Genomic DNA, 25,952 nt, shown 5'->3' with positions numbered 1-25,952 from the left:
GTGCGATCGGACCAGCAGGCCTCGCAGTCCGCGCTGAGGAAGCGTTCGAACAATGCAACCGGCTTGGCATCACCATCGCTGGAGCATACAGATTGGGTGTGGCCCACCAACGAAGTTGTGGCAAGCAAAAGAGCAGTCAGGAGACGCATGGTCGCTCGCAGCTACTGTGGTGGAGTTGTGCACCCGGGGGGCCGTGCGGGGGCTTCCGGGAACCCTGGCCCTGGCTTGCAAGGGTCTGGCATGGCTATTTGTTTGATGCCAGCTGTGTACTCTTCAAGCGCCACGCGCCCAGCGGTGGTATCCGGCATGTATGCGAGCCAATACGCGCTGAGTGACGAATATTGTTGGGAGTCAATGCCGATGCCGTGTTTGCACGAGGCTTCCTGAGCCCACAGCTCACCGCTGGAATAGGCAAGCCCCTTCGCCTCAATTTGCGGTGCATAGTGGGCATGCAACACCACGGGGCTGCTCGTCACTTGATATCGGACCAGTCCCTGGTTGTCACGAAGTGGTGTCTGCACAGTCTCGATTTGGGCCGGCTGCCAGGTGCGCGGCCCCCATGTTTGCGAAGGCCACACAAAGGGCTTGATGTGCTCAATCATCCAAGCGCAAACCTTCGCATCGGGCTTATATGTCAGCGCCGGCGGCGGATTTAGCGGCACCGGAGTCGGTGGCGAGGTATCTGTTGGCGCTTCATTGCCACCACCGCCGCAACCGTAAAGGCCGATCAGCACCATTGCCACTCCTGCCACGCGAAGTTTGCGAGCGTTGACCTTCACGTAGATCTCCTTCTGGGATGGATGGAGACCGGATGATAGTCGGGCTGTTTTCTACAATGGCATATGTCCACACAACACCCGCAGCCTCCCCTGCTGCAGAACCTCAATGACGAGCAACTCGCAGCCGTCACGCTGCCCGCGGGCCATGCGCTGATCCTGGCAGGCGCCGGCTCGGGCAAGACCCGCGTGCTCACCACGCGCATTGCCTGGCTCATGCAAAACGGCTACGCCACGCCGGGCGGCATTCTGGCCGTCACCTTTACCAACAAGGCTGCCAAGGAAATGGTGGCGCGCCTGTCGGCCATGCTGCCGGTCAATGTGCGCGGCATGTGGATCGGCACCTTCCACGGCCTGTGCAACCGCTTGCTGCGCGCGCACCACAAGGCCGCGGGGCTGCCGCAGGCGTTTCAGATCCTCGACACCCAAGACCAGCTCTCGGCCATCAAGCGGCTGTGCAAGCAGCACAACGTGGATGAGGAGCGGTTTCCGCCCAAGCAGCTGTCGTACTTCATCGCGGGTTGCAAGGAAGAAGGCATGCGCCCCGGCGACGTGCCCACCCACGACAGCGACAGCCGCAAGAAGGTCGAGGTCTACCAGCTGTACGAAGAGCAATGCCAGCGCGAAGGCGTGGTCGACTTTGGCGAGCTGATGCTGCGCAGCTATGAGCTGCTGCGCGACAACGAGCCCATCCGCGAGCACTACCAGCGCCGTTTTGCGCACATCCTGGTCGACGAGTTTCAGGACACCAACAAGCTGCAATACGCCTGGCTCAAGCAGCTGGCGGGCAATGAAATCGGCGGCCGCTTTGAGGCGCGTGGCAGCGTGATTGCGGTGGGCGATGACGACCAGAGCATCTATGCGTTTCGCGGTGCGCGCGTGGGCAACATGGCCGATTTCGTGCGCGAGTTCGATGTGCAGCAGCAGATCAAGCTCGAACAGAACTACCGCAGCTACAGCAACATCCTGGATTCGGCCAACGCGCTCATCAGCCACAACAGCCGCCGCCTGGGCAAGAACCTGCGCACCGAGCAGGGGCCCGGCGAGCCCGTGCGCGTGTACGAGTCGAGCACCGACCTGGCCGAAGCGCAGTGGATGGTCGATGAAATCAAGCAGCTGGTACGCAACGATGGCTTTGAGCGCAAGGAGATCGCCGTGCTCTACCGCAGCAATGCGCAAAGCCGCGTGATCGAATCTGCGCTGTTCAATGCCAGCGTGCCCTACCGCGTGTACGGCGGCCTGCGCTTTTTTGAACGCGCTGAAATCAAGCACGCACTGGCCTACCTGCGCCTCTTGGAGAACCCGCACGACGACACCAGCTTTCTGCGCGTAGTCAATTTCCCGCCGCGCGGCATCGGGGCGCGCAGCATCGAGGTGCTGCAGGACGCCGCTCGCGCCGCGGGCTGCTCGCTGCACGACGGTGTGAGCGCCGTGCCCGGCAAGGCCGGCGCCAACCTGGGCGCATTCGTGGCCATGGTGGATGTGCTGCGCGAGCAGACCCAGGGGCTGAACCTGCGCGGCATTATCGAGCAGATGCTGGAATCGTCTGGCCTGGTGGAGCACTACCGCACAGAAAAGGAAGGCGCCGACCGCATCGAGAACCTGGAAGAACTCGTCAACGCAGCCGAGAGCTTTGTGACGCAGGAAGGCTTTGGCCGAGATGCCATAGCGCTGCCGCTGGACGAGCACGGCGCGCCGCTCACGCAAAGCGCGGTCAGCCAGGGCCTGGACCCGAATGCGCCGGTGCTCGACGAGTCGCTGCCGCAAGGTGTGCCTGGCATCGTGGACGCCGACACGGGCGAGACGCTCTCGCCGCTGGCTGCCTTCCTCACCCACGCTGCACTCGAGGCTGGCGACAACCAGGCCCAGGCCGGGCAGGACGCCGTGCAGCTGATGACCGTGCACGCCAGCAAGGGCCTGGAGTTCGACGGCGTGTTCATCGGCGGCATGGAAGAGGGCCTGTTCCCGCACGAAAACTCCGCCAACGAACGCGACGGCCTGGAAGAAGAGCGCCGCCTGATGTATGTGGCCATCACCCGCGCCCGCAAGCGCCTGTACCTGAGCCACTCGCAGACGCGCATGCTGCACGGCCAGACGCGCTACAACATCAAGAGCCGATTCTTCGACGAACTGCCTGAGGGCGCACTCAAGTGGATTACGCCCAAGCAACAGGGGTTTGGCACGTTTGCTCCTAATTCAGGAGCTGGTAGCGGTTATGGATCAAGCGCTAGAAGCCAATTTGGCTTTAAATCCGATACCTTTGCGAGCCCCCCGGTGCCGGTGCAGAAGGCGGCGCCGGCGCACGGCCTGCGGGCAGGCATTGCCGTGTTCCACACCAAATTCGGCGAGGGCAAGGTGCTGGCCATCGAAGGCACGGGCGACGACGCGCGGGCACAGGTCAACTTCCCGCGCCACGGCACCAAGTGGCTGGCGCTTTCGGTAGCCAAGCTCACGGTGGTGGACTGAGTGACCGCGCCCGCCGGCCCCATGCTGGTGGTGCTGGGCGGGCTGCCGGGTGTGGGCAAAAGCACCATCGCCCGCGCACTCCTGGCCCGGTGGCCTGCGGTGTATCTGCGCATCGACACCATCGAGCAGGCGCTGCGGGATGCGGGTGCTTTGGCGGGTCAGGGTGCAGGCACTGCAGGCAACGCAGGCAGTGCATGCGATGCGGCCAATGGACCCGATGGGCCCAGAGTTCCCAATGTGGGCGCAGCGGGCTACATGGCGGCGTATGCAGTGGCGAAGACCCAGCTTGCGCTGGGCCTGCCGGTGCTGGCCGACAGCGTGAACCCCCTGCCCGTGACGCGCAAAGCCTGGCACGGCGTGGCGCTTGCCGCGCAGGTGCCGTGGCTTGATGTCGAGGTGGTCTGCTCGGATGTGGCCGAGCATCAAAAGCGGGTTGAGCGACGGCAGGTGAGCAACGTGCCCGGACTCCTGCCACCCACCTGGGCCGCCGTGCGCCGGCACGACTATGCGCCGTGGGTGTCCGGCGACCGCCTGGTGGTGGACACCGCGCATTGCAGTGCCGATGACGCGGCAGCGCGCATCCTGGTTGAGCTCAGGAAACTCAAAGCACCGACCGCAGGCGCGTGAACCTTAGGCCCGGTGGGTCTCACTTGCACACGCCGAACCATCAACTGGGGACCAGAGTGGCTGCCTTGTGGAGCGGCGGGTCCGAGGAACTGTTCGTTCGGCAAAACTCGTCTTGGCATTTATGCATGGGGGTATGACCCCAACAGGTTTAGCGCATGTGGCCGAACGCGAGCTCTGAGTGGCGCGTGTGACCGATCTACATCTTTTTACGCAGCAATAGCCGTGCGCCGCAACAATCCACCGCTCGTAGTTCATGGACCACTGAACCGACCACCCCTATCGCACGAGGAGCATCAGACACATGATTTTTTCGAACTCTGGATGGCCACCGCCGCGCAAGGGCGCAGCCCTGGCCATGGCCGTCGCCACCGCCGCCCTGATGCTGGCCGCGTGCAAAGAGCGCACGCCTGACGCGCCCGCCGCCCCGCCGGCCAGCGCTGCACCCGCCGCCAGCCCGGCCGCAACAACAACACCCCCAGCTGCAGCGCAGCCGGCACCCCCGCTGGCAGCGGCACCTCCCACCGCAGCAGCCCCCAAGCGCGTGCCCCTGTCCGTCCAGGGCGTGGCCGCTGCAGGCGTCACGGTGCGCATCAAGGCGGTTGAGATTGGCGCCGACGCCACCGTGCTTGATGTGAGCATCTCGTTTGCCAACCGCATCACCGACACGACCATGCTGGCCCTGGCCGACACCTACCTGCAGGACGAGAGCGGTGCGCGCCTGCACATCAAGCGGCCCGACAACAACCGCGACATCACCATCCGCGAAGGCGAGACGCTGGACGGCCAGCTGGTCTTCATGGGCGCGGTCGCGCCCTCGGCGCGCAAGCTCAAGCTCGTGTTCAACGACGGCAACCAAGGCGACAACATCGTCGCGCCGGGGCTGGTGGTCGACCTGCCCTTGCAAGGCGGCTGATGCGGCGTCGAACGCAGACGGGCCGCCCGGCGCGCGCCGGCACGCTCAGGCAGGCCGGGGTGTCCTTAGCGCTCGTGGTGCTGGCATGGGCGTTGCCTGTGGCGGCGCAAGAGGTGGTGCGCAGCGGCCGGGCACTGGCTGATGTGCCCACCCGCCTCGTGCCCGCGTCGGGTGCGCCAGCCACCACATTGCGCAAGCAGGAGCCTGCCGGCGGTTTGGTCAGCCGCACCCAAGACACCACGCTGCAGCGCAGTGCCGGGCCACAAACCATCCTGCGCGAGGCCGAGGTACCCAAGGAGCGTTTGGAGCAGACACGTGCGTTGCTGGTCGAACTCAAGGCCCGGCCGACGCCCCAGCAGGCGATCTCCATCGACCTGCCGGCGGACGTGTTGTTTGACTTCGACAAGGCCGAGCTACGTGCCGACGCTGCGCCGTCGCTCGACAAGGCGGCTGAGCTCATCAAGAGCTACGCCACCGCCCCGCTCTCAGTGCTGGGCCACACGGACGGCAAGGGCACCGACGCCTACAACGACGCGTTGTCGCTCCGCCGTGCCGAGGCCGTGGCGCGCGCACTGCAGCGCCAGACCCAACGCCAGGCGCGTGTGGAGGGGCGAGGCAAGCGGGACCCGATAGCGCCGAACACCACGCCAGATGGACGCGACGATCCGCAGGGTCGGCAGCTCAATCGGCGTGTGCAGATCCTGATCGGCGTGCCGACGAAGGAGGGCAGGTAAACCATGGCGCTCATCCGTTGCCCCGAATGCAGTCGTGAGGTGTCATCCCAGGCGCCTGCCTGCCCGGCGTGCGGCTACCCGATACAAGCCAAGAATGCCCCGCCTGCTGCGCAACAGCCCAACGCGCTGCAGTCGCCGCACCTGTGGGGGCGCGTCGCGGTGGTGCTGGGCGCGTGGCTGGTCACCCCGTGGATTGCCAAATTGATCGTGGCGCTGGCGGTGTGTGTACTGGCGTATTTCATGTTCACGGGGCGGTGACCGCGGGCACTGGAACATACAAGTGCATTTGCTATTGTTTTAATAGCTTTTGGCGCTTATCTATCAAGCGCTAGAGGCTGTTTTTACTGAAATTCAGGCCACCACCCAGTGGTTGTCCAGCCGCGCACCGTGCAGGGCCTGACCATGCGGGTGGTTCCACGGGGCCCGCGCCTGCACATCCTGCAGGCTGGACGCCAACCCGCCTGCCCACAGCGCACCGCCGCGCATCGCCAGCGCGCACACCTCAGGCAGTGGCACCAAGCCCTGCCACGCGCCCTGCAACGAAAACGTGGCAATGCCGTGGGCGCGTGGGCAGCTCACGGCCCAGCCTGTGGGTGTCGCGGCGATGCTGCCGCCGTAGCCGCGAAGGCTCTGCGCGGTGGGCTGGGGCGCGGCCACCACGCGCAGCGCCGTGCCGTCGAACAGAGCCAGCACGGGGGCGGTGTCCTTGGCGGCAGTGTCGTCGTGCTCGGCCTGCAGCGCGATGCCGAGCGTGGTTCCATCAGGGCTCCAGGCCAGGTGGCGCAGGCTCAGGCGCGGGTCCTGCAGACGCCATTGGCCCAGCGGCCGGCCCGTGCGGGCATCGAGCCGCACGAGCGATGAGTCCATGGTGTCCAGATTGCGCTTGACGCGGCCGGTTTCGGGCGCGGTGGGCACGCCGCCGTTGGCGACGATCAAGGTGGGGGCGCCGCCGCTTTGGTTTCTGCCGACCTGCGTGTCCCAGACCAATTCATGCGCGTCGATGCCGAGGGTGGGCCATTCGGCGGTCTTCGCGAGGGTGCGGGCGTCGCGCACCACGATAGAGCTCGCACCGGTCTCTGCGTCGGTTTCGGTGGTGTAGAGCTGACCCCCGTCCGCGCTGGCCAGCACGTGGCCGTTGAACGACCGTTCACCGTCCTGCCAGAGCCACTGCGGCTCCGCCCCCTGTCCCGGATGCCAGCGCACGAGCCAGTCACCGGGCCGGCGGGCGGTGGCCAGCACGGAGCCGTCGGCCAGCACGCACAGGCCGTGGGCGCGTGTGGGGACTTCCAGCGCGGCGTGGATCTGCAGCGCCTGCCCAGCGCCTTCCCGTGTGGACAGCAGGCCGATGTAAAAGCTGCCCTGGCGCTCCCACGCGGCCGCCAGCTGCACGCGATCACCGGCTTTGGCGAAGGCGGCACTGGGCGCAATCACGCAGGCGCCCAGGCCCCCGAGCAGGGCCAGCGCACGGCGGCGGTGCAGAAGATCAGTCACCGTCTGCATCCGAGAAACCGATGCTCACCTGCAGCGCCGGCGCCACTTCGGACTCGGCCAGAAACTTCAGCGCCGTCAGATCCTTGGCCATCTGCTGGATGGCCGCCTTGTTCTGCAAGCCGGACTTCTGCACCTGGGCCATCGACACGTCGACCTTGTCGGTGGCCTGGCGCAGCTTGTCGGCCAGCGGGTTCAGGCCCTTGCCGCGCAGGTACATCTCCAGCGGCACCAGGGCTTCGCCGGCGGCAGGCATGTCGGCGCTGGCGGGCAGGGTGGTCAGGCTGCGCAGGCCACCCCAGGTCGCGGCCCAGGCCGCCAGTGTGGTGCCGCTGGCGGTGCGGGGGTAGTCGGGCGTGCGGGTGCCGGATCCCGATCCCGCGGCGCGCAGGGGCTTGTCCATCTGCGCCCAGCGCAGGCGTTCGATGCCGCCCACCCACTGGTTCACGAATTCGCTGATGGCCGCAGTGGACGCCTCCTGCTCGTCCTCGGCGCCCCAGTCGGTGGTGGCTGCGTCGGCATAGGCCTTGGCCAGTGCGGCCGATTCACGCGCCACGTCCTGGGCCACTTCGTGCGCGTAGCTGCAGGCGGGGCTGCCGGGCTGGGCCGGGCGTGTCCACAGCAGCCATTCCAGCGCGGGCAGGCCCTTGGCGGGCGTGCCGATGCGCTCGAAGGCCTTGGCGCCCTGGGGCTGCGTGCCGATGGCTTTTTCGATCAGCGCGGGGCGTGTGGGTGTGAAGTCGATGGCGCGCTGGCTGCGGCGTGCGATGACGGGGCCCACAGACACGGCGGCGAGCTGCTCCCACGCGCGGGCCGTGGCCTGCCAGGCAGTGCGTGCGGATTCGAGCGCCGCCTTGCCGTCTGCCGCCGGGGCCTGGCACAGCGCCGCCACGGCGGGCACCAGGGCGCGGGCATCGCGGTCAAAGTCCTGTGAACGCGGCAAGGCCCAGTGGCCGTAGATGCCTTGCAGGGCATGCACCGTGTCGTAGAAGGGCACGGCGTTGCGCTGCCATGGTGGGACGGTGGTTGCAGTGGGAGCGGCAGACTGTGCCTGCGCTGCGAGTGGGGCCAGGGTGGCCAGCAGCAAGGCGGCTGTGAGAAGGTGAACAGCGGCCCCCTTGGGGGGCAGCGACCCGCGCAGCGGCGGAGTGTGGGGGTGATCTGTCATAACGACTCCACAAATTTCACGAGCGCGTCCCGGTCGGCCTTCTTCATCTTGAGCACCTGGTCCTTGGCCTCTTCGGCCTCGCCGCCATGCCACAGCACCGCTTCGAGCACACCGCGCGCGCGGCCGTCGTGCAGCAGGCGGGTGTGGCCGTTGACGTCCTTGATCAGGCCCGTGCCCCACAGCGCAGGAGTCTTCCACTGTCGGCCGTTGGCGCCGAAGTCGGGCCGGCCGTCGGCCAGGCGCTCGCCCATGTCGTGCAGCAGCAGGTCGGTATAGGGCGCAATGCGCTGGCCGTTCAGTGCCTTGCTGGTCAGATGGGGGAAGGGACCTTCCTTGGTGACGTAGCTCGGGCGGTGGCAGGTAGCGCACTGGGCCTGCGAGAACAGCGCCTGGCCGCGCAGCACCTGCGTAGCGTTGATGTTGCGGCGCGCGGGCGGGGCCAGCGTGGCCTGGTAGAAGATCACGTCGGCCAGGGTCTTGTCGTCGATCTCGACGCCGGGCTGGCCCTGCTCGCCACCGCTCTTGCCGCTGGGGGCGGCCAGGCAGTCCTTCTGCGTGGGTGTGCAGGCCTCTTGCGCGAAGTGGCGCGAGGTGATGCCCATGTCGCCCAGGAAGGCACCGCCCGTCTGGTGTGCAATGGTGGCCACGTTGGCCTTCCAGCCGAAGCGGCCGACCATCAGGCGGCGTGCAGGGCCGTCCCACACCTTGTTGGGCACACCCTTGATGGGGCCGGGGGCAGCGGCCTGGTCTGCGGCGTTGGCCAGGATGTCCGCCTCGGCAATCGCTTCGAGCAGGCCCACGCCGATGATCTGCGGCGCGATGCGCGGGCTCGTCATCACGTCCTTGTGCAGGGGACCGTAGCCCAGGTCGGCAAAACCGTACGTGGGCTTTTGCAGCGTGTAGGGCGTGCCGTCGGCGAACTTGCCTTTGATGGTGTCGTAGCGCAGGGTCACGCGGCCTTCTGGCTTGACGCCCTGGATGGCCGCGTTGTTGAACTGGTCGCCGTACACCGGGTCGTGCACCGGCCCGCCGCGCACGTCGGTGCCGGGGATGGACAGGCGGATCAGCAAGGCCACCGTGGGGTCCTTCGTTTCGCCCAGGCGGTTGAAGATGGCCGGTGGCTCGCCCCGGCCGTCCTGCACGTGGCAGCCGCCGCACGAACGCGCGATGAAGTGCGGGCCCAGCCCGTCGCGCGCCTTGGTCGACGCGGGCGCCTCCACCCAGTTGCGCCGGAAGAACGAGTTGCCAATGACGAAGCGCGTGCGCTCCTCATCGGACAGGTTGGCGGCCGGGAACGAGAAGGCGTTGCGCCCGGTGGCGAACACCGTGGTTTCGCCGCCGGTTTTTTCGCCCAGCGGGTCGGGCTGGGGCGCTGCCGTCAACGCGGTGTAGCCCATGCCGCCCAGGGCGACGATGCCGATGCTGGCTGCCGCCAGGCGCAGGGCGCGCTGGCGACCAATGGCTTGCGAAAGCTGCATGCTCAAGGCTGGACCAGGGTCAGTTTGGTGATGCCGATCGCGTTGGCTGCGGCCACCAGGTCTTTGCTTTGCTGCGTGAGGCTGTCGATGGTCTTCTGGATGCGCTGGCGGCCCGGGGCGTCCTTGCCGCCGATGATCTCGCGGTCAAACGGTGCCTGGATGCCCTCAGCGGCACCCACCGAGGCCGCGATCTGCTTCGTGGTCTTGTCGGCCAGCGCCGCGTCCTTGGCGGCCACCAGGTCGCGCAGCGAGGCGCCTTTGACCACGCTGCCGTCGGCGCGCTGGTACTCGCCCAGCCACACGTTCTGGATGCCCTTGGCATTGGTCACCGCGTCGCGGTGGGTGTTGTCCGAAAAGCACGAGTGCTCGTCTTCCTGGTCCTGGCTGTTCAGGGCCACTTCCAGGCGTTCGCCGGCCAGCTCGCCGCGCGAGAGCGAGCCCAGGCCCACCAGCATCTTGCGCACGGATTCCTGGCCGCCCTTCACAAACTTGCTGCGGTAGTTGTTTTTGGCATCCGGCGCCCAGGCCTTCACCAGGGATGTGAGGTCGTCGATGAGCAGCTCGGTGACCACGTTCAGGTACTGGCGGCGGCGGCCGGCGTTGGGGGCCTTGCCGTCCACGAAGTCCTCGAAATTGCGATTGCCCGGGCCCGTCTCGGACAGGTCCTGGCCCCACAGGAAGAACTCGATGGCGTGCCAGCCGGTGGCGATGTTCTCCTCGCCGCCGCGCTCGTTCTGCGCGGACAGGGTCTTCTTGTTGATGGCGAACTTGCGGTTGTTCACCAGCCCTGCATTGGGCTTGCCTTGCACGCTGTCCACAAACGATTCGTCCATGGGCCAGGCATTGATGCGGCCCTCAGGCCCGTTGTCGTTGTCGATGGGCCCGCCGTAGAAGCGGAAGGCCTCTGTCTGGCCATAGAACTCGCGCGCGGCCAGCCACTTCTTGCGGGCGTCGGCCAGCGTGTCGGCCGAAGGCTTGGCGGTGAAGGCCGCCACGGATTCGCGCAGCGCCTGGGCGCTTGCCAACGTGTCGGCGTAGTTGGCGTGCACCAGCACGGCGTAGTGGGCAGCCACAGCTTGAGCCGTTGCGGCCTGCTGAGGGGCTGGTTGGGTCTGTGTTGCTGCAGTGGCGGCGGTACCGGTCTGCGCAGCCACCCCCGTATTGAACACACAGGCGGACAAGGCCGCCGCCAGCAGGGACGTCTTCAGGGCAGGAAAGGTCATGCAGGGGTCTTCCGTGGAGTCACGCAGTGGCGCTAGGCGGCAACGGCCGTGCGCGCATCGCAAACAAGGGGGTGGTTAAACGCAGGGCCGCACTGGCTGAGGACGGGGTCGCGCATCGGTAGACGCGGGCAGCTGGCTGGGTTGGCGGGAGCAAGCCGGATTATACAAATGGGAGTGATTCTTATTTGATGATGCCCTCAGGAGTGGGTCGAGAACCCCTGTCACCAAACCGACGCAAAAGCTTCACGTCGATGTCATCCAGTGTTTCTACGCTCCACAGGCTTTGTAACCAACACCCCCGAGGAAGACCCCATGACCCACCGTGTGGATGCGCCCGAGCAGGCCATTGACTTCAACAACGAAAACGCCAACACCTCCGCCAACCCCACGTTTGACGCGGTGCTGGGCGCTCGCCTGTCGCGCCGTGGCCTGCTGCGTGGCAGCGTGGGTTCGGTGGGTACGGCCGCATTGGCCGGTTTTGGCGTGAGCGCCTGCGGTGGCAGTGACGACCCCGCCGTGACGCCTACCCCTCCACCTGCCGGCCCCAGGCTGCTGGGTTTTGGCGCCGTGCCCAAGAGCCTGGCCGACAGCGTGGTGATCCCCGCCGGCTACACCGCCAGTGTGTTGTTTGCGCTGGGCGACCCCATCGCCGCAGGCGTGCCTGCTTACAAGAACGACGGCACCGACGGTGACTTTGACAAGCGCGCCGGCGACCACCACGACGGCATGGAATGGTTCGGCCTGGGTGCCGACGCCAAGCGCAACGACAACGCCACCGACCGCGGTCTGCTGGCCATCAACCACGAAGCCACCACCGACGAGAAGCTGTCCTCGTACTTCCTGCACGCCAATGGCGGGGCCACCACGCTGCCCCGTCCGGCTGCCGAAGTCGACAAGGAAACCGACGTGCACGGCATCGCCGTGATCGAAGTGGCCAAGTCCGGCGGCAAGTGGGCCTATGCGCAAAACTCGGCGCTCAACTTCCGTCTGACCGCACTCAGCCCCATCGAGATCTCGGGCCCGGCCCGTGGCAACGCGCAGCTGTTCACCAAGTTCTCGCCCACCGGCACCACCACGCGTGGCACGCTGAACAACTGCGGCACGGGCAAGACGCCGTGGGGCACCTTCCTGACCGGCGAAGAAAACTGGTTTGGCTACTTCACGCGCGGCGCCGCAGACGATGCCGCACGCGGCAACGACAAGAGCGTGACGTCCCTCAAGCGCTATGGCCGCAACCAAGGCGCCGCATCGCGCCACGGCTGGGAAACCGGCGGCGCCGACGACAAGTACCAGCGCTGGAACAACAGCAAGACCGGCACCTCGGTGGACGGCACGGACGATTACCGCAACGAGATGAACGGCATGGGCTACATCGTCGAGATCGACGCCTACGACAAGACCCGCATGGCCAAGAAGCGCACGGGCCTCGGCCGCTTCGCGCACGAGAGCGCAGCGTTCGGCAAGGTAGTGGCCGGCCAGCCGCTGTCCATCTACATGGGTGACGATTCGCGCGGCGAATACATCTACAAGTTCGTGTCCACCGCCACGTGGAACCCGGCCGACGCCAACGCCAATGACCGCCTGGCCATTGGCGACAAGTACCTGGACAGCGGCAAGCTGTACGCTGCCAAGTTCAACGCCGACGGCACGGGCAGCTGGGTGGAGCTGTCGCTCACCAACACCGCCATCAGCGGCTATGCCACGTACAAGTTTGCCGACGCGGCCGACATCGTCATCAACACCCGCCTGGCCGCCGACGCCGTGGGTGCCACCAAGATGGACCGCCCCGAGTGGAACGCCGTGAACCCCGCCAACGGCGAGGTCTACTTCACGCTGACCAACAACAGCGCCCGCAGCGCCAACCCAGCCAGCGGCCAGTACCTGCCCGACGCGGCCAACCCCCGTGCCTACACCGACATGAAGGGCACGACCAAACAGGACGGCAACCCCAACGGCCACATGGTGCGCCTGAAGGAAGGCGCATCCGTCTCGGCCTTCACTTGGGACGTGTACCTGTTTGGCGCCGAAGCCAGCGCCGACAAGACGCTGATCAACATCTCGGCCCTGACGGACGAACAGGACTTCTCCAGCCCCGACGGCCTGGCCTTCAGCAAGGCCACGGGCATCTGCTGGATCCAGACCGATGACGGCGCCTACACCGATGCCAGCAACTGCATGATGCTGGCGGCCGTGCCTGGTCAAGTGGGCGATGGCAGCAAGAAGACGCTGACCTACACCAAGACCGACGGCAGCAAGTTCGACATCGTCACGCCGGTGGGCAAGGCCGCCACGCCGGACACGCTCAAGCGCTTCCTGGTCGGCCCCAAGGGTTCCGAGATCACGGGCCTGGCCGAAACGCCGGACGGCAAGACCATCTTCGTGAACATCCAGCACCCGGGTGAAGGCACGGGCATGGCCAATCTGGCCGATGCTGCCAAGTTCCAGAGCCAGTGGCCTGCCAACGCGGGCTATGGCGCAGGAAAGCGTCCCCGCTCGGCCACCATCGTCATCACCAAGAACGACGGCGGCAACATCGGTACTTAAAAAGGGAATTCTTGAGGACAGCGTGAGGGGCTTGCCCATCCTCGTTGTCTCTCGCGATGCTCTCGAAAGCCGGCCTGTAGGTCGGCTTTTTTTGCTTCAGAGCCTAGTAGTCAGAGCCGTAGGGCGAAGGCGGCCGGGCGCGAGGCACCGGAGCGGGCGCAGCGGGAACTTCAGGCGGAGGCGATGCGGGCGCAGGCGGCGCGGCTGGTGTGCTGCCCCCGGGCGCGGCCGGGTAGCCCATCTGCCCGCTGCCGTCCTTGGTCCCCTTGCGCCCGGCGATCTGCCATGCCGTGCGCTGGCCGATCAGGCTGGCGAGGAACTCCATCTCCTCATCGGTGTGGTTGATGGCGCCCGCTGGCGTGAGCAGCCGGCCGTTGCGGGGTGCGTTTTCGACCCAGAACGACTGGTGGTACGACGCCTCGCTGACCACGCTCTCCGTGCCCGTCGCCAGGTCCACGGTGCCGTAGCAATTGCAAAAATAGCCGCGGTTGCCCTGGTCCGCAAACACCTCTGCGTACACGCCCGTGCCGCGGATGCCGGCGGTGGCTGTGGGCAGGATGACCTTCCGGTCTGCGCCCCGGCCCCACACGCTGGCCACCGCGCCGCTGATCAGGCGCAACACCTTGACGGCGGCGGGCGTGTCACCCTCGAGCGACACGTGCGAGTTCTGTCGCACCATGAAGGCGCCGTCGCCCACCGCAAACACCACGGTCGAAGCAGGCCCGGTCTCGATGCGGTCGCCGGCCGCAATGCTGTGCTGCGGCGTCAGCGCCTCGCCATTGCGCCGCACGTCGCCGCGCAGCTCCACGATGCTGCTGCGCGATTGGGCCTGGGCGCCCGCCCAGCCGCCAGCTGCAACCCACACCGCCGCCGCCTGCAGCAGGCTGCGGCGCCGGTGCCAGAGCAGCTCGTCTTCAGAGCGGCCCAGGAGTTGAAGCGGGTGGTGGGGGCGGTGCGTCGTCATGGGGCGCCTCGTTGGCGGGGTGGTAGGGCGGCTCGAAGCAGTCGCGGAAGGTGAACACCACGGACGTGAAGAACATGGCCGCAAGCATCATCGCGCCGCCCACCATGATGCCGCCCGACGCCGCACCCGCCAAGCCCAGCACGGCCAGCAGCGCGGTCACCAGGGTCACCACCACACCACCCAGCAAGAAGACAAAAAGCCAACCCAGGCCGTAGACAAAGAAGGCGCCAAAGTTGCGTATGCAGGCCACGATACTGAAGAACAGCGCCTTGACGGGCGGCACGCCATGCCAGTGCACCAGCCCCGGTGCGTGCCAGAACAGCAGCGACAGCGGCAGGTACAGCGCCATCGCCAGCCACATGGCGCTCTGGAACGATGCGTCCTCCGCCAGCTCCTTGCTCAGCGGCGCGCCACCCAGGTACACCTTGGCAAACTGCCCGTCATCCAGCAGGGCCGACAGGGCCATCACGCCCAGGAAACCCACGGCGTACAGCGCGCCCAGCGTCAGCATGTCGCGCAGCCGCTGTCGCCCCGTGCGAAAAGCCACCAGCAGCACGGCCGGCGTGGGGAAGCGCCCCTGCGTGGCCTCAGCCGCCGCCACCATCATCGCCAGCGTGGCCGACGGCAGCAGCACCAGTGCAATGGCCGGGCCCACCAGCGGAATCAGCGTGGCCAGCGACATGGACGCCATCGTCATGAAGAACAGCGCCGCCAGCGCCATCGGCTGCCGCCAGAACGCGCGGATCCCGAGCTTGACCCAGGCCATGCCGGTGCGGGCGGGAACGATGTGGAGTTTCATGAATGCAATCGGGAAGAAAAAGGTGGCTGCGCCCGGGCCCAGGTGCCGGCTAGGGCGCGCTGCAGGCAAGGCGGTGGCGGTTGGGAATAGCGCTGAATTTACTCCAGCACGGCTTTTCCGACGCCGCGCAGGGTGTCCGGGTCAGCGGGGCAGAAGTCCGAAATCTGGCTTGGTGCGGTTTGTTCGGTTCGTGCAGCGTGCGGTGACCGGTGCGCGCACGTGGGCCAACGTCGGCTCAAGGGTGCAGAGGCCGCGCGATCCGGTTTTGCAGCACGCGCTCGAAGTGCGTCGGGTCGTGGGGCGTGAGCATCGAGGCCTCGCGCGGCAGGTAGAAGTCCCACAGCCGCGAGATCCAGAACCGCAGCGCCCCCGCGCGCGCCATGGCGGGCAGCAGCTCGCGCTCGGCCGCGGAGAGCGGGCGCACGGCCTGGTAGGCGTCGAGCATGCGCTTGGCGCGCTCGGCGTCGTGGCGGCCCGTGGGCAGGTCGATGCACCAGTCGTTCAGGCACACAGCCAGGTCAAACAACCAGGTGTCCACACCGGCAAAGTAGAAGTCGAAGAAGCCCGTGAGCTCCTCGCCCTCGAACATCACGTTGTCGCGAAACAGGTCGGCGTGCACCGGGCCGCTTGGCAGGGCCGCATAGGCAGCACTGGCGGCCACGTGGTTCTGGTAGGCCAGCTCCGAGCGCAGCAGCGCTGCCTGCTCAGGGCCGATGTGTGGCAGCACCACGGGCACGGTTTCGTTCCACCAGGGCAGGCCGCGCAGGTTGGGCTGGTGGCGATCAAAGTTGCGCCCGGCCAGGTGCATGCGCGCCAGCATCGTGCCCACGGCCGCGCAGTGCACGCCCTGTGGCGCCAGCTGGCTTTTGCCGCGCAGCTTGTTGACCACCGCGGCGGGCTTGCCGCACACCGACAGCAGGATGTCGCCGTCGCGGTCGGCATGCGGGTCGGGCACGGGCACGCCACCGTGCGCCAGGTGCTTCATCAGGTGCAGGTAGAACGGCAACTGCTCGGCGGTGAGGCGCTCGAACAGCGTCAGCACGAACTGGCCCTGGTCGCTGGTGAGGAAGTAGTTGGTGTTCTCGATGCCGCCCTCGATGCCGCGCAGCTCCACCAGTTCACCCAGTTGCAAACGGCGCAGCAGCTCTTGCGCCTCGGTGTTGGAGACTTCAGTAAAAACGGCCATCGCTCAGGGGTGCAACAGGGTGCGGTTGGGGTGAAGGACTGACGGGGGAGGACTGATAGGGGCGGCGTGCGAGGGCGAGGGCGCCCCGAAAGCGGCTGGGATGCTGCGGTGCGTACGCGCGCCGCCTAACGCTTCAGAACTTGAGCACGTTCCACACGCGCGGGGCGGTGGTCGTCTCTGCGCCGCTGTTGCTGCCGGCACGGCTGCGTGCGCCGTCGGGTGACTGCACTTCGTAGCCGGGCAGGTTGGTGGTCTTGGGCTGCACAGAAATCGTCTGGGTCTGGCCACCGACGCGCAATTCGTCCACACGGCTGCCTTCGTCTTCGATGCGGATGCGCTCGGTGCGCTGGTTGCCGCGGCCACCCGTTTGCTCTGGTTCTGATAGCGCCTCGCGCTTGTCAGCTGTGCCCTGGGGGGCATTTGGACTTGAATTTTGGGCCAGGACGGAGCCGGAGGCCATGGCCAGCAGCAAAAGGAGGTGAACAGCGCGCATGGGCGGGATTGTAGAGCGCCGGCCGCCACGGGCCTGCGCGTGCACAATCCGCGGATGACCGAAGAATCCCCCGTATCCCCCAGCTCATCCGCCCCCGCTGGCGGTCAGCCGCCGCAGCCCCCGGAGCAGCCGGGCAGCAAAAAAACCCTGGTGCTGGTGGACGGCTCCAGCTACCTCTACCGTGCCTTCCACGCCATGCCCGACCTGCGCGCGGTGCCCGGCGACCCCAACAGCCCGGCCACCGGTGCGATCCGCGGCATGGTCAACATGCTGCAGGCCCTGCGGCGCGAGTTCCCGTCGGGCTACGCCGCCTGCGTGTTCGACGCCAGCGGCCCCACCTTTCGCGACGAGATCTACCCCGAATACAAGGCCCAGCGCTCGCCCATGCCGGACGACCTGCGTGCGCAGATCGAGCCTATCCACGAGGTCGTGCGCCTGCTGGGCTGGCCCGTGGTGTGCGTGCCGGGCGTCGAAGCCGACGACGTGATCGGCACGCTGGCCGCCGTGGCGGCCGCGCAGGGTGTGGAGGTGATCGTCTCCAGCGGCGACAAGGACCTGTCGCAGCTGGTCAACGAGCACATCACCATCATCGACACCATGAACGGCAAGAAGCGCGACGTGGCCGGCGTGACGGCCGAGTTTGGTGTGGCCCCCACGCTGATGGTGGACTACCAGACGCTGGTGGGTGATACGGTGGACAACGTGCCCGGCGTGCCCAAGGTCGGCCCCAAAACCGCCGCCAAGTGGCTCAACGAATACGGCTCGCTCGACGCACTGATCGCCCGGGCCGACGAGATCAAGGGTGTGGCGGGCGAGAACCTGCGCGGCGCGCTGCCGTGGCTACCCACCGGGCGGCAACTTGTCACCATCAAGACCGACTGCGACCTCGCCGGCCATGTAGACGGCTTGCCTGCTATTGATTCAATAGCTATGAAGCCAGAAGAATCCAGCGCGCTGCGCGATTTTTATCAAAAATTCGGCTTCAAGGGCTTGGCCCGCGCCCTGGAGCCCAACGCGCCCGCCAACACCACGGCCACGCTGCCCGGTGCCAGCGGCGACCTGTTCGCCTCGCCCGAGGTGAACTTCGTGGCTGAGGCCGCGCAGGGCCGCGAGGTGTCTTACGAAACCATCCTCACCTGGGCCGACTTCGACCGCTGGTTCGAACGCCTGCAGACCGCCCCGCTGGCCGCCATCGACACCGAAACCACCTCGCTCGACGAACTGCGCGCCGAGATCGTTGGCATCAGCTTCAGCGTCGAGCCCGGCGCCGCCGCCTACATCCCGCTGCGCCATGCCGGGCCCGACGCGCCCGATCAGCTGCCGCTGGACGAAGTGCTGGCCAGGCTCAAGCCCTGGCTTGAAGACGCCAGCCGCCCCAAGCTGGGCCAGCACATCAAGTACGACAAGCACGTGTTCGCCAACCACGGCATCGACGTGAAGGGCTACGCGCACGACACCATGCTGCAAAGCTACGTGCTGGAAGTGCACAAACCCCACGGCCTGGCCAGCCTGGCCGAGCGCCACACCGGGCGCACCGGCATCAGCTACGAAGACCTGTGCGGCAAGGGCGCGCACCAGATCCCCTTTGCCCAGGTGGCGGTGGACAAGGCCGCGGCCTACTCGTGCGAAGACTCCGACCAGACTCTGGACGTGCACCGCGTGCTGTGGCCCATGCTGGAGGCCGAAGACAAGCTGCGCGGCATCTACGAGCTGGAGCTGGCCAGCAGCGAAACGCTGTTCCGCATCGAGCGCAATGGCGTGCTGATCGACGCTGCCACGCTGGCCCAGCAAAGCCACGAGCTTGGCCAGCGCATCATGCAGCTGGAGCAAGAGGCGTACGAGATCGCGGGCCAGCCCTTCAACTTGGGCTCACCCAAGCAGCTCGGCGAAATCTTCTTCGACAAGCTCGGCATGCCCGTGGTCAAGAAAACCGCCACGGGCGCGCGCAGCACCGACGAAGAGGTGCTGGAAAAGCTGGCCGAGGATTACCCGCTGCCCGCCAAGCTGCTGGAGCACCGCAGCCTGTCCAAGCTCAAGGGCACCTACACCGACAAGCTGACCGCCCTGGCCAACCCGCGCACCGGCCGCGTGCATACGCACTACGCCCAGGCCGTGGCCATCACCGGGCGCCTGTCGAGCAACGACCCCAACCTGCAGAACATCCCCATCCGCACGGTCGAAGGCCGCCGCGTGCGCGAGGCCTTCGTGGCGCCTGCGGGCTGCGTGATTGCCAGCGCCGACTACTCGCAGATCGAGCTGCGCATCATGGCGCACATCAGCGGTGACGAATCGCTGCTGCACGCCTTCTGCAACGGCCTGGACGTGCACCGCGCCACGGCTGCCGAGGTGTTCGGTGTGGAGGTCGATCAAGTGAGCAGCGAGCAGCGCCGCTACGCCAAGGTCATCAACTTCGGGCTTATCTACGGCATGAGCAGTTTTGGCCTGGCCAAGAACCTGGGCATCGAAACCAAGGCCGCTGCGGCCTACATCGACCGCTACTTTCAGCGCTACCCCGGCGTGAAGCAGTACATGGACGAAACCAAGGCCTCGGCGAAGGCGCGGGGCTATGTCGAGACCGTGTTCGGCCGCCGCCTGTATTTGCCCGAGATCAACTCCCCCAACGGCCCGCGCCGCAGCGGGGCAGAGCGTGCTGCCATCAACGCGCCGATGCAGGGCACGGCGGCAGATTTGATCAAGAAGGCCATGGTGGCGGTGCAGCAGGAGCTGGACGCGAACAAGCCGGGCATCAAGATGATCATGCAGGTGCATGACGAACTGGTCTTTGAATTGCCCGAAGGCGAAGTCGAGTGGATCCGTACGCACATTCCGCGATTGATGGCGGAGGTCGCGGAGCTCAAGGTGCCGTTGCTGGCGGAGGTGGGGGTCGGGCCGAATTGGGATAAGGCGCATTGAGCGAAGGCATCTCTCAATAGATTGCCCAGCGGTTTTCACTTTGCAAATTTCAGGTTGGCAAATCAAACATCACGTGGACTTCCAGTCGCTTGCCACCTTCATTCATACCTCCGTACCATGAACAACGACAAAGTAGCAGTAATCACCGGCGCAGGGTCCGGCGTAGGGAAAGCAGTCGCGCTCGCGCTGGCAGGCGCTGGTTACCGTCTTGTACTGGCCGGTCGCCGCAGTGCACACCTGGATGAAGTGCAAGCGCAAGCGAACGCAACTCACGGCGCCGCTGACAGGATCCTTTGCGTTGCCACGGATGTCACCGATGCCTCAGCCGTTGAAAGCCTCTTTGCGAAGGCGGTTGCACGCTTTGGACGAGTGGATTTGCTTTTCAACAATGCGGGTCGGGGCAACCCACCGGGCTCTTTCTTGGAGTGGACGCCGCAGCAGTGGCGCGATGTTGTGGATGTGAACCTGAACGGCATGTTCTATTGCCTGCAACAGGCCTTCCGTGTCATGCGCGACCAGAGCCCGCAAGGTGGGCGCATCATCAATAACGGCTCGATTTCTGCGCACGCACCCAGGCCCAACTCAGCGGCCTACACCGCCACCAAACATGCGGTGATGGGCTTGACCAAAACGGCAGCGCTAGACGGCCGTGCCTACAACATTGCGGTTGGCCAGATCGACATTGGCAACGCCATGACCGACTTGGCTGCTCGCATGGCGAAAGGCGTCCCACAAGCCAACGGCGAGATTGCGGTGGAGCCCTTGATGGACGTCGAAGTTGTGGCGCAGTCAGTCCTCTACATGGCGAATCTGCCGTTGGAGGCGAACGTCCTCTTCCACACAGTCATGGCGACCAAGATGCCGTTTGTGGGCCGGGGGTAGAAGTCTTGGTAGAGGTTTGCGCCGGACACGCCGACTTGGCAACAAATGGTCGTCCAGGCTGTTCGAGCGCTGTGCGGGATAACAAGCGGCCGCACCACCTGATCACTCTGCTTCTTGATCCGTTGTGGCACGCACCGAGACAGTCGGGCTATTGATCGACATCCGGATTTGCCGGCATCTTGGTCGGCGGGGCCAAGTGCCAGTGATGGTGCCACTGAGCCAACGACATGCTCGGGTACTTGGCGAAACGGGGATCGCTTTCGCTACCCTCAGCCTCGACCCATGGTGCCTTGGAGTCGAGCATGATGTGCACGTTTTCTGGAGCAAGGGGCAGCGGCGTGTCGATAGCACCTGCGTGAGGGTGCACCAGGTCGGGCCAACGCGGGTCCCAAACCCACAGTGCGCTTCCGCACCGCGCACAAAAATAGCGCCGCGCCTGGCTCACCTTGGAGCGAGAACCCACGTCATCGCGCAAAGTCGCCTGATAGATGCGCAGGTAGCGCTTCCCCACCACTCGCATGCTGTGGGTGTCCGCGCCCAGGTTGATGGCGTAGCCGCCGGTTCCAGCCGTCTTGCGGCAGATGGAACAGTAGCAACGCATGAAGGGGACCGGCTCAGCGGCCTCTACGGTGAACCTGATTTTCTGGCAATGACAGGACCCTTCCAAGCGCATGTTTTTCTCCGTTTTTAAAGGCCACCCATGGTCTTCTAACTCATCGCGTCGCGCAATGTTTGTGAGGTTGCGCCCAACGCCGTAGTAATCCGAGGTAAGTCATCCTCCACTGTTATCGGGGCAGCGCCATCGCGATGCCGGCAATTTCGCCAGCATCAACGGCCCACCGCAGGGGCATGACAAGGAATTGCCCCTGGGTCGCCACCGGGTGCAGTTGTCTTCGCTGGGCGCGCCCAGTGGCACAAATGGCTCAGCGGGCCCCCCAGCCTTGCCTTGCGGCATGAAAGGGCTTGGAAGTGTCGCCGAAAAGGGTATGCGTAGCGGGCATGCAGGCGCGCAGGGTGATCGCTAAACTCGTCAGGCAACGCGTGGCCGCATGGCCGTCTGTCCCACATTTGCCTGGAGCCCCTGCATGCCCGAGTCCATCCCCTACACCCCACCCACCGTCTGGCAATGGAACAAAGAGAGCGGCGGCAAGTTCGCCAGCATCAACCGGCCCATCGCCGGTGCCACGCATGACAAGGAATTGCCAGTAGGCCGCCACCCGCTGCAGCTGTATTCGCTGGGCACGCCCAATGGCGTCAAGGTAACCGTGATGCTGGAGGAGCTGCTGGCTCTGGGCCACAGCGGGGCGGAGTACGACGCGTGGCTGATCCGCATCAACGAGGGTGAGCAGTTCGGCAGCGGGTTTGTGTCGGTGAACCCCAACTCCAAGATCCCCGCACTGCTGGACCGCAGCGATGCGGCCAACCCGGTGCGGGTGTTCGAATCCGGCGCCATCCTGATGTACCTGGCTGAGAAGTTCGGTAGCGCCTTTCTGCCCACCAGTGGCGCGGCGCGGGCCGAGTGTCTGTCGTGGCTGTTCTGGCAGATGGGCAGTGCGCCGTTCTTGGGTGGCGGGTTCGGGCACTTCTACGCTTACGCGCCCACCAAGATTGAATACGCGATTGATCGGTATGCGATGGAGGTCAAGCGCCAGCTCGATGTGCTGAACCAACGGCTGGCCGACAATGAGTTTCTGATTGGCAACGAGTACACGGTGGCCGACATCGCGATCTGGCCCTGGTATGGCTTGCTGGTGAAGGGCCAGGCCTATGAGTCCGGCGAGTTTTTGCAGGTGCATGAGTACACGCATGTGGTGCGCTGGGCCGATCAGATTGCCAAGCGCCCGGCGGTGCAGCGGGGACGCAAGGTGAATCGTGTCACGGGCGACCCCGCTAACCAGCTGCGTGAGCGGCATGAGGCCAGCGACTTTGATACAAAGACGCAGGACAAGCTGGACGCTGCAGCGCCGGCTTCCTCCGCTACGTCGCCCGCCCGCTGAGTGCTTTGCAAGGCGCCACCATGATCACCCTGTACGACTGCGCCACGGCGCCCAGCCCGCGCCGCGCGCGCATCCTGCTGGCAGAAAAAGGCGTTGCCCACGACACCGTCCAGGTGGACCTGCGCAGCGGAGAGCAACTGGGCGACGCTTACCGGCAGATCAACCCGCAGTGCACAGTGCCCGCGCTGCGTACCGGCGATGGCTTGCTGCTGGCCGACAACGCCGCGATCACCGCGTATGTGGAAGCCCGCTATCCCAACCCGCCGCTGTTGGGCGACACGCCTGCGGAGAAAGCCGAGGTCGCCAGCTGGAACTGGCGCATGGAGTTTGAAGGCCTGCTGGCCATTGCCGAGGCGCTGCGCAACAGTGCGCCCGCCATGGCCAACCGGGCTTTGCCAGGCGCGGTGGACTACCCCCAGATCCCTGCCTTGGCCGAGCGTGGTCTGGTGCGGGTGGCGCAGTTCTTTGCCTTGTTGAACGAGCGTCTGGCGGGCCGCGAATTCATCGCCACGAATCGCTTCAGCGTGGCGGACATCACGGCCGTGGTGGCGGTGGACTTTGCGCGTGTGGTCAGACAAAAGCCGGGCGAGCAGCACCCGCATTTGCTGCGCTGGCGTGCGGCCATGGCGGCGCGGCCGTCGATGTCCCTGTAGTCTTGCCGCTGCTTCCGCAAAGCGATTTACCGCGCCGGTCGCCGCCATCCGTCTCTGCAATGGGGAGATTCAAGGATTGCGCAACCGGCGCGTTCCTTGCATCTTTAGAACCTGTTCAATGTCTTTTTGGGGATCGCATTGGAGTGCAATCGGGAGGAGTGGATGCTTAGGATGCGCCGCGTGGGCTCGTGCCCATGCAAGCAGCCTGGGCGTCCAATCACCCGATTTCACTCCAACCCTTCGGGCAAGTGCCTTGCCGGGCGGTCTGCGGCGTTGCGGCGCTTGTGGATAGCGGTGCTATCCACTGCGCACCGCGCCTAGCATCCCATCCCGGCGAGGCATTTGTGCGACCCGAAAAAGACATTCAACAGGTTCTTAACCTATGCGCCTTCGCCACATTGAAGTTTTTAACGCCGTCATGCTCACCGGCAGCGTGAGTGCGGCGGCCCGCCTCATCAACGTCACCCAGCCCGCGGTCAGCCGCATCCTGGCCCATGCCGAACTGCAACTGGGCTTCCCCCTGTTCAACCGCGTCAAGGGCCGGTTGGTCCCCACCACCGAGGCGCAGACGCTGTACCCGCACATCGAGCGCCTGTTCACACAGCTCGATGACGTGCAGCGCCTGGCCAACAGTTTGAAGGGCGACCGGCGCGAGGGGGAGCTGCACATCCTGAGCGTGCTTGCGTTGAGCTACGAAGTGCTGCCGCGCGCGCTGCGGTTCTTTCGCCAGGCCCATCCGGATGTGGTCATCACCATCGATGCGCTGCACTCGCCGCAGATCATCTCGGCCCTGGTGCTGCAAGAAGCCGACGTGGGCTTTGTGTTCAGCGCCGTGGCGCACCCTTCGCTCACGCAGGAGCATCTGGCCGATGGGCGCATGCTGTGCGTGGCGCCCAAGGGCATGCTCGATGCAGCGCTGGTGCGCTCGGGCACCGTGCACCTTGCCGACCTGGCGGAGACCCCGGTGGTGCGCCTGGATGTGCGCGACCCGATTGGCACGGTGGTCAGCCATGCGTGCCGCGAGGCAGGCGTGGGGCTCAACACCGCCATCACCGTGCAGACCTACCATGCGGCACTGGCGTTGGCGCACCACGGGCACGCAGTGGCGATCGTGGATGCGTGCACCGCCGCTTCGGCGGACCGTAGCAAGGTCGATGTGCTGGCGCTCGCGCCCCACATTGCCGTGCCCATCAAGTCACTGCGCACGGTGAACCGGCCCAGCTCGCTGCTGGCCAGCGCCATGACGCGCTGCATGCGGCAGGCGGTGGCCGAGACGATGGAGTCCGTGGGCGTGCCCGTGGTCGAGTAAACGGGCGGTGTCTGTAGCGCGGGGCCCGTGTGCAGCGGGTCGAGTTCACCGCAGGGCAGAAAGATCAGACAGGCGCGAGCAGCTCCGCCACCTGGGCTGCCGTACCGAACGCAAGCGTGAAGCCCAAGGCCCCGTGCCCCGTGTTCAGCAGCAGGTTGTCTGGCGCCTGGGGATGGTGGCCCACCATGGGCACGCCGGTGGGCGTGGCGGGGCGCATGCCGGTCCACGGGCGCAGTTCGGCAAAGTCGCTGCAACCGGGGAACAGTGCGCTGGTGGCCTGGCACAGGCTCTGAATGCGCGCGGGTGGAATGCTGTGGTTGTGCCCCACCAGCTCCGCCATGCCCGCCACCCGCAGCCGCTGGCCAATGCGTGCGAAGACCACCTTGCGGGCTGCATCGGTCACGCTGACGCGTGGCGCCGCACCGCTGGCATCTGCGATGTCGAGCGTGATGCTGTAGCCCTTGAGCGGGTAGATGGGCAGGCGGAACCCCAGTGTCTGCGCGGCCTGGTGGCTGGCGCTGCCGAGAGCCAGAATGAATTGCTGGGCCTCGATGATTCCGGCGCTCGTTTGCGCCGCCACGATGCGTCGGCCCTGGCGCACAAAGCCATCGACCCGCGCACCGAGCACAAAGCGTACCCCGCGTGCGGCCAGCAGGCTCTGCAGGCCCTGGCACACCTTGAGGCAATCGGCCGCACATTCGCTGGGCGTGTGGATGGCACCGGCGATGTGGTGCCGGTAGTGGGCGAGGGCGGGCTCCAGCGCCACGCACTGCGCGGCAGATATGGCCGTTTGCGCGCTGCCCCAGGGCTGCTGCAGCTCCATCTGGCGGCGCGCTGCGGCCAGACCTGCGGGCGTGTCGTACAGCACCAGCTTGCCGGTGGTCGAAAAGTCGCAGTCGAGGTGCTCGGCCTGCAACATGGCCTCAAGCCGTTGCCGGCTCAGCGCGGCCAGCTCCAGCAGCTGGCGCGTGCTCCGCTCTGACGTGTGCCGGTTGCAGGCGCGCAAAAACTCCACGCCCCAGCGCCACTGGTGCGGGTCCCATTGCGGGCGCAGTTTGAGGGGCGAATGGGGCAACAACAGCAGACGTGGCAACTGGCGCCAGATGCTTGCGTCCGCAAGCGGCTGCACGTAGCTGTAGCTCAGTTGCGCACCGTTGCCGCCGCTGGCGCCCGTGCCGGGCTGGGCCTGGTCGACCACGGTCACCTTGAAGCCGCGCTGGTGGAGTTCATACGCGGTGGCCAGGCCGACGATGCCTGCGCCGAGAACACATACCTGCATTGTGTGTGGCTTGTGAGTGAGTGGGTGGGTGGATAGATGGGTGGGTGGAAGTCAATGTAG

General features: G+C 66.2%; 22 protein-coding genes. 11 read left to right on the top strand and 11 right to left on the bottom strand.

What is annotated here, in order from left to right; all coding sequences use genetic code 11:
* Positions 1-161 precede the first annotated feature (161 nt).
* Positions 162-779: a hypothetical protein gene (locus ACSQ3Q_RS17785; protein WP_436135655.1), complete on the bottom strand. Its 618-nt coding sequence runs from the start codon at positions 777-779 to the stop codon at positions 162-164.
* Positions 780-842: 63 nt separating this feature from the next.
* On the opposite strand from ACSQ3Q_RS17785, the gene ACSQ3Q_RS17780 reads away from it, so the two are divergent.
* The 5 genes from ACSQ3Q_RS17780 (at position 843) to ACSQ3Q_RS17760 (ending at position 5,774) form a co-directional block, all read left to right on the top strand.
* Positions 843-3,242, top strand: coding sequence for a UvrD-helicase domain-containing protein (locus ACSQ3Q_RS17780; protein WP_436135654.1), 2,400 nt, complete (start codon positions 843-845; stop codon positions 3,240-3,242).
* On the top strand, positions 3,243-3,869 hold the full coding sequence (locus ACSQ3Q_RS17775) for an AAA family ATPase (RefSeq protein WP_436135653.1): 627 nt from the start codon (positions 3,243-3,245) through the stop codon (positions 3,867-3,869).
* Positions 3,870-4,170: 301 nt separating this feature from the next.
* A complete protein-coding gene (locus ACSQ3Q_RS17770) occupies positions 4,171-4,782 on the top strand; it encodes a hypothetical protein (RefSeq protein ID WP_436135652.1) in 612 nt (203 codons plus the stop codon).
* Positions 4,782-5,516, top strand: coding sequence for an OmpA family protein (locus ACSQ3Q_RS17765; RefSeq protein WP_436135651.1), 735 nt, complete (start codon positions 4,782-4,784; stop codon positions 5,514-5,516). The genes ACSQ3Q_RS17770 and ACSQ3Q_RS17765 overlap by 1 nt, the downstream gene beginning before the upstream one ends.
* 3 nt (positions 5,517-5,519) lie before the next feature.
* The gene (locus ACSQ3Q_RS17760; RefSeq protein WP_436135650.1) at positions 5,520-5,774 is read left to right on the top strand and encodes a zinc ribbon domain-containing protein; all 255 of its coding nucleotides are present in this window, start codon (positions 5,520-5,522) and stop codon (positions 5,772-5,774) included.
* Positions 5,775-5,867: 93 nt separating this feature from the next.
* On the opposite strand, the gene ACSQ3Q_RS17755 is transcribed toward ACSQ3Q_RS17760, so the two are convergent.
* From ACSQ3Q_RS17755 to ACSQ3Q_RS17740, 4 genes are read right to left on the bottom strand one after another with little or no spacing between them, the layout of a single operon-like run.
* Positions 5,868-7,016, bottom strand: a complete 1,149-nt coding sequence (locus tag ACSQ3Q_RS17755; protein WP_436135649.1) for a DUF1513 domain-containing protein — start codon at positions 7,014-7,016, stop codon at positions 5,868-5,870.
* Complete coding sequence (locus ACSQ3Q_RS17750; RefSeq protein WP_436135648.1) at positions 7,000-8,172, bottom strand: imelysin family protein; 1,173 nt, start codon at positions 8,170-8,172, stop codon at positions 7,000-7,002. Before ACSQ3Q_RS17750 ends, ACSQ3Q_RS17755 begins: the two co-directional genes overlap by 17 nt.
* Positions 8,169-9,650, bottom strand: coding sequence for a di-heme oxidoredictase family protein (locus ACSQ3Q_RS17745; protein ID WP_436137030.1), 1,482 nt, complete (start codon positions 9,648-9,650; stop codon positions 8,169-8,171). Before ACSQ3Q_RS17745 ends, ACSQ3Q_RS17750 begins: the two co-directional genes overlap by 4 nt.
* Before the next feature lie 2 nt (positions 9,651-9,652).
* The gene (locus ACSQ3Q_RS17740; RefSeq protein WP_436135647.1) at positions 9,653-10,873 is read right to left on the bottom strand and encodes an imelysin family protein; all 1,221 of its coding nucleotides are present in this window, start codon (positions 10,871-10,873) and stop codon (positions 9,653-9,655) included.
* 312 nt (positions 10,874-11,185) lie between these two features.
* Between ACSQ3Q_RS17740 and ACSQ3Q_RS17735 the strand changes: the two genes are divergently transcribed.
* Entirely contained in the window at positions 11,186-13,417 is a 2,232-nt protein-coding gene (locus ACSQ3Q_RS17735) for a PhoX family protein (RefSeq protein ID WP_436135646.1), read from the top strand.
* 103 nt (positions 13,418-13,520) lie between these two features.
* Here the strand turns inward: ACSQ3Q_RS17735 and ACSQ3Q_RS17730 are convergent, their stop codons facing one another.
* From ACSQ3Q_RS17730 to ACSQ3Q_RS17715, 4 genes are all read right to left on the bottom strand, one after another.
* Positions 13,521-14,381, bottom strand: a complete 861-nt coding sequence (locus ACSQ3Q_RS17730) for an iron dicitrate transport regulator FecR (RefSeq protein WP_436135645.1) — start codon at positions 14,379-14,381, stop codon at positions 13,521-13,523.
* Positions 14,332-15,180: a BPSS1780 family membrane protein gene (locus ACSQ3Q_RS17725; RefSeq protein ID WP_436135644.1), complete on the bottom strand. Its 849-nt coding sequence runs from the start codon at positions 15,178-15,180 to the stop codon at positions 14,332-14,334. Before ACSQ3Q_RS17725 ends, ACSQ3Q_RS17730 begins: the two co-directional genes overlap by 50 nt.
* A gap of 235 nt (positions 15,181-15,415) precedes the next feature.
* Positions 15,416-16,366 (bottom strand): homoserine kinase, encoded by a 951-nt coding sequence (locus tag ACSQ3Q_RS17720; RefSeq protein WP_436135643.1) that lies wholly within the window; start codon positions 16,364-16,366, stop codon positions 15,416-15,418.
* 133 nt (positions 16,367-16,499) lie between these two features.
* Positions 16,500-16,859 carry a hypothetical protein gene (locus ACSQ3Q_RS17715; protein WP_436135642.1) on the bottom strand — a complete coding sequence of 120 codons (360 nt, stop codon included), beginning with the start codon at positions 16,857-16,859 and terminating at the stop codon, positions 16,500-16,502.
* Between the two features lie 54 nt (positions 16,860-16,913).
* Here ACSQ3Q_RS17715 and polA point away from each other — a divergent pair, with 54 nt between their 5' ends.
* The gene (gene polA, locus ACSQ3Q_RS17710; RefSeq protein WP_436135641.1) at positions 16,914-19,772 is read left to right on the top strand and encodes a DNA polymerase I; all 2,859 of its coding nucleotides are present in this window, start codon (positions 16,914-16,916) and stop codon (positions 19,770-19,772) included.
* Between the two features lie 117 nt (positions 19,773-19,889).
* Positions 19,890-20,654: an SDR family oxidoreductase gene (locus tag ACSQ3Q_RS17705; RefSeq protein ID WP_436135640.1), complete on the top strand. Its 765-nt coding sequence runs from the start codon at positions 19,890-19,892 to the stop codon at positions 20,652-20,654.
* A 148-nt stretch (positions 20,655-20,802) separates the two neighbouring features.
* On the opposite strand, the gene ACSQ3Q_RS17700 is transcribed toward ACSQ3Q_RS17705, so the two are convergent.
* Complete coding sequence (locus tag ACSQ3Q_RS17700) at positions 20,803-21,327, bottom strand: GFA family protein (protein WP_436135639.1); 525 nt, start codon at positions 21,325-21,327, stop codon at positions 20,803-20,805.
* Positions 21,328-21,739: 412 nt separating this feature from the next.
* Between ACSQ3Q_RS17700 and yghU the strand changes: the two genes are divergently transcribed.
* From yghU to ACSQ3Q_RS17685, 3 genes are all read left to right on the top strand, one after another.
* Positions 21,740-22,651, top strand: a complete 912-nt coding sequence (gene yghU, locus ACSQ3Q_RS17695; protein ID WP_436135638.1) for a glutathione-dependent disulfide-bond oxidoreductase — start codon at positions 21,740-21,742, stop codon at positions 22,649-22,651.
* 20 nt (positions 22,652-22,671) lie between these two features.
* The gene (locus tag ACSQ3Q_RS17690; RefSeq protein WP_436135637.1) at positions 22,672-23,304 is read left to right on the top strand and encodes a glutathione S-transferase family protein; all 633 of its coding nucleotides are present in this window, start codon (positions 22,672-22,674) and stop codon (positions 23,302-23,304) included.
* A 382-nt stretch (positions 23,305-23,686) separates the two neighbouring features.
* A complete protein-coding gene (locus ACSQ3Q_RS17685; protein WP_436135636.1) occupies positions 23,687-24,613 on the top strand; it encodes a LysR family transcriptional regulator in 927 nt (308 codons plus the stop codon).
* 64 nt (positions 24,614-24,677) lie between these two features.
* On the opposite strand, the gene ACSQ3Q_RS17680 is transcribed toward ACSQ3Q_RS17685, so the two are convergent.
* Positions 24,678-25,892 (bottom strand): D-amino acid dehydrogenase, encoded by a 1,215-nt coding sequence (locus ACSQ3Q_RS17680; protein ID WP_436135635.1) that lies wholly within the window; start codon positions 25,890-25,892, stop codon positions 24,678-24,680.
* Positions 25,893-25,952 lie beyond the last annotated feature (60 nt).

The organism is Acidovorax sp. LjRoot129, from assembly GCF_964253765.1.
In the GTDB taxonomy this organism is placed as follows: domain Bacteria; phylum Pseudomonadota; class Gammaproteobacteria; order Burkholderiales; family Burkholderiaceae_C; genus Acidovorax.
The sequence above is the reverse complement of the archived record's forward strand: the minus strand, read 5'-3'. Positions and strand labels throughout refer to the sequence as shown.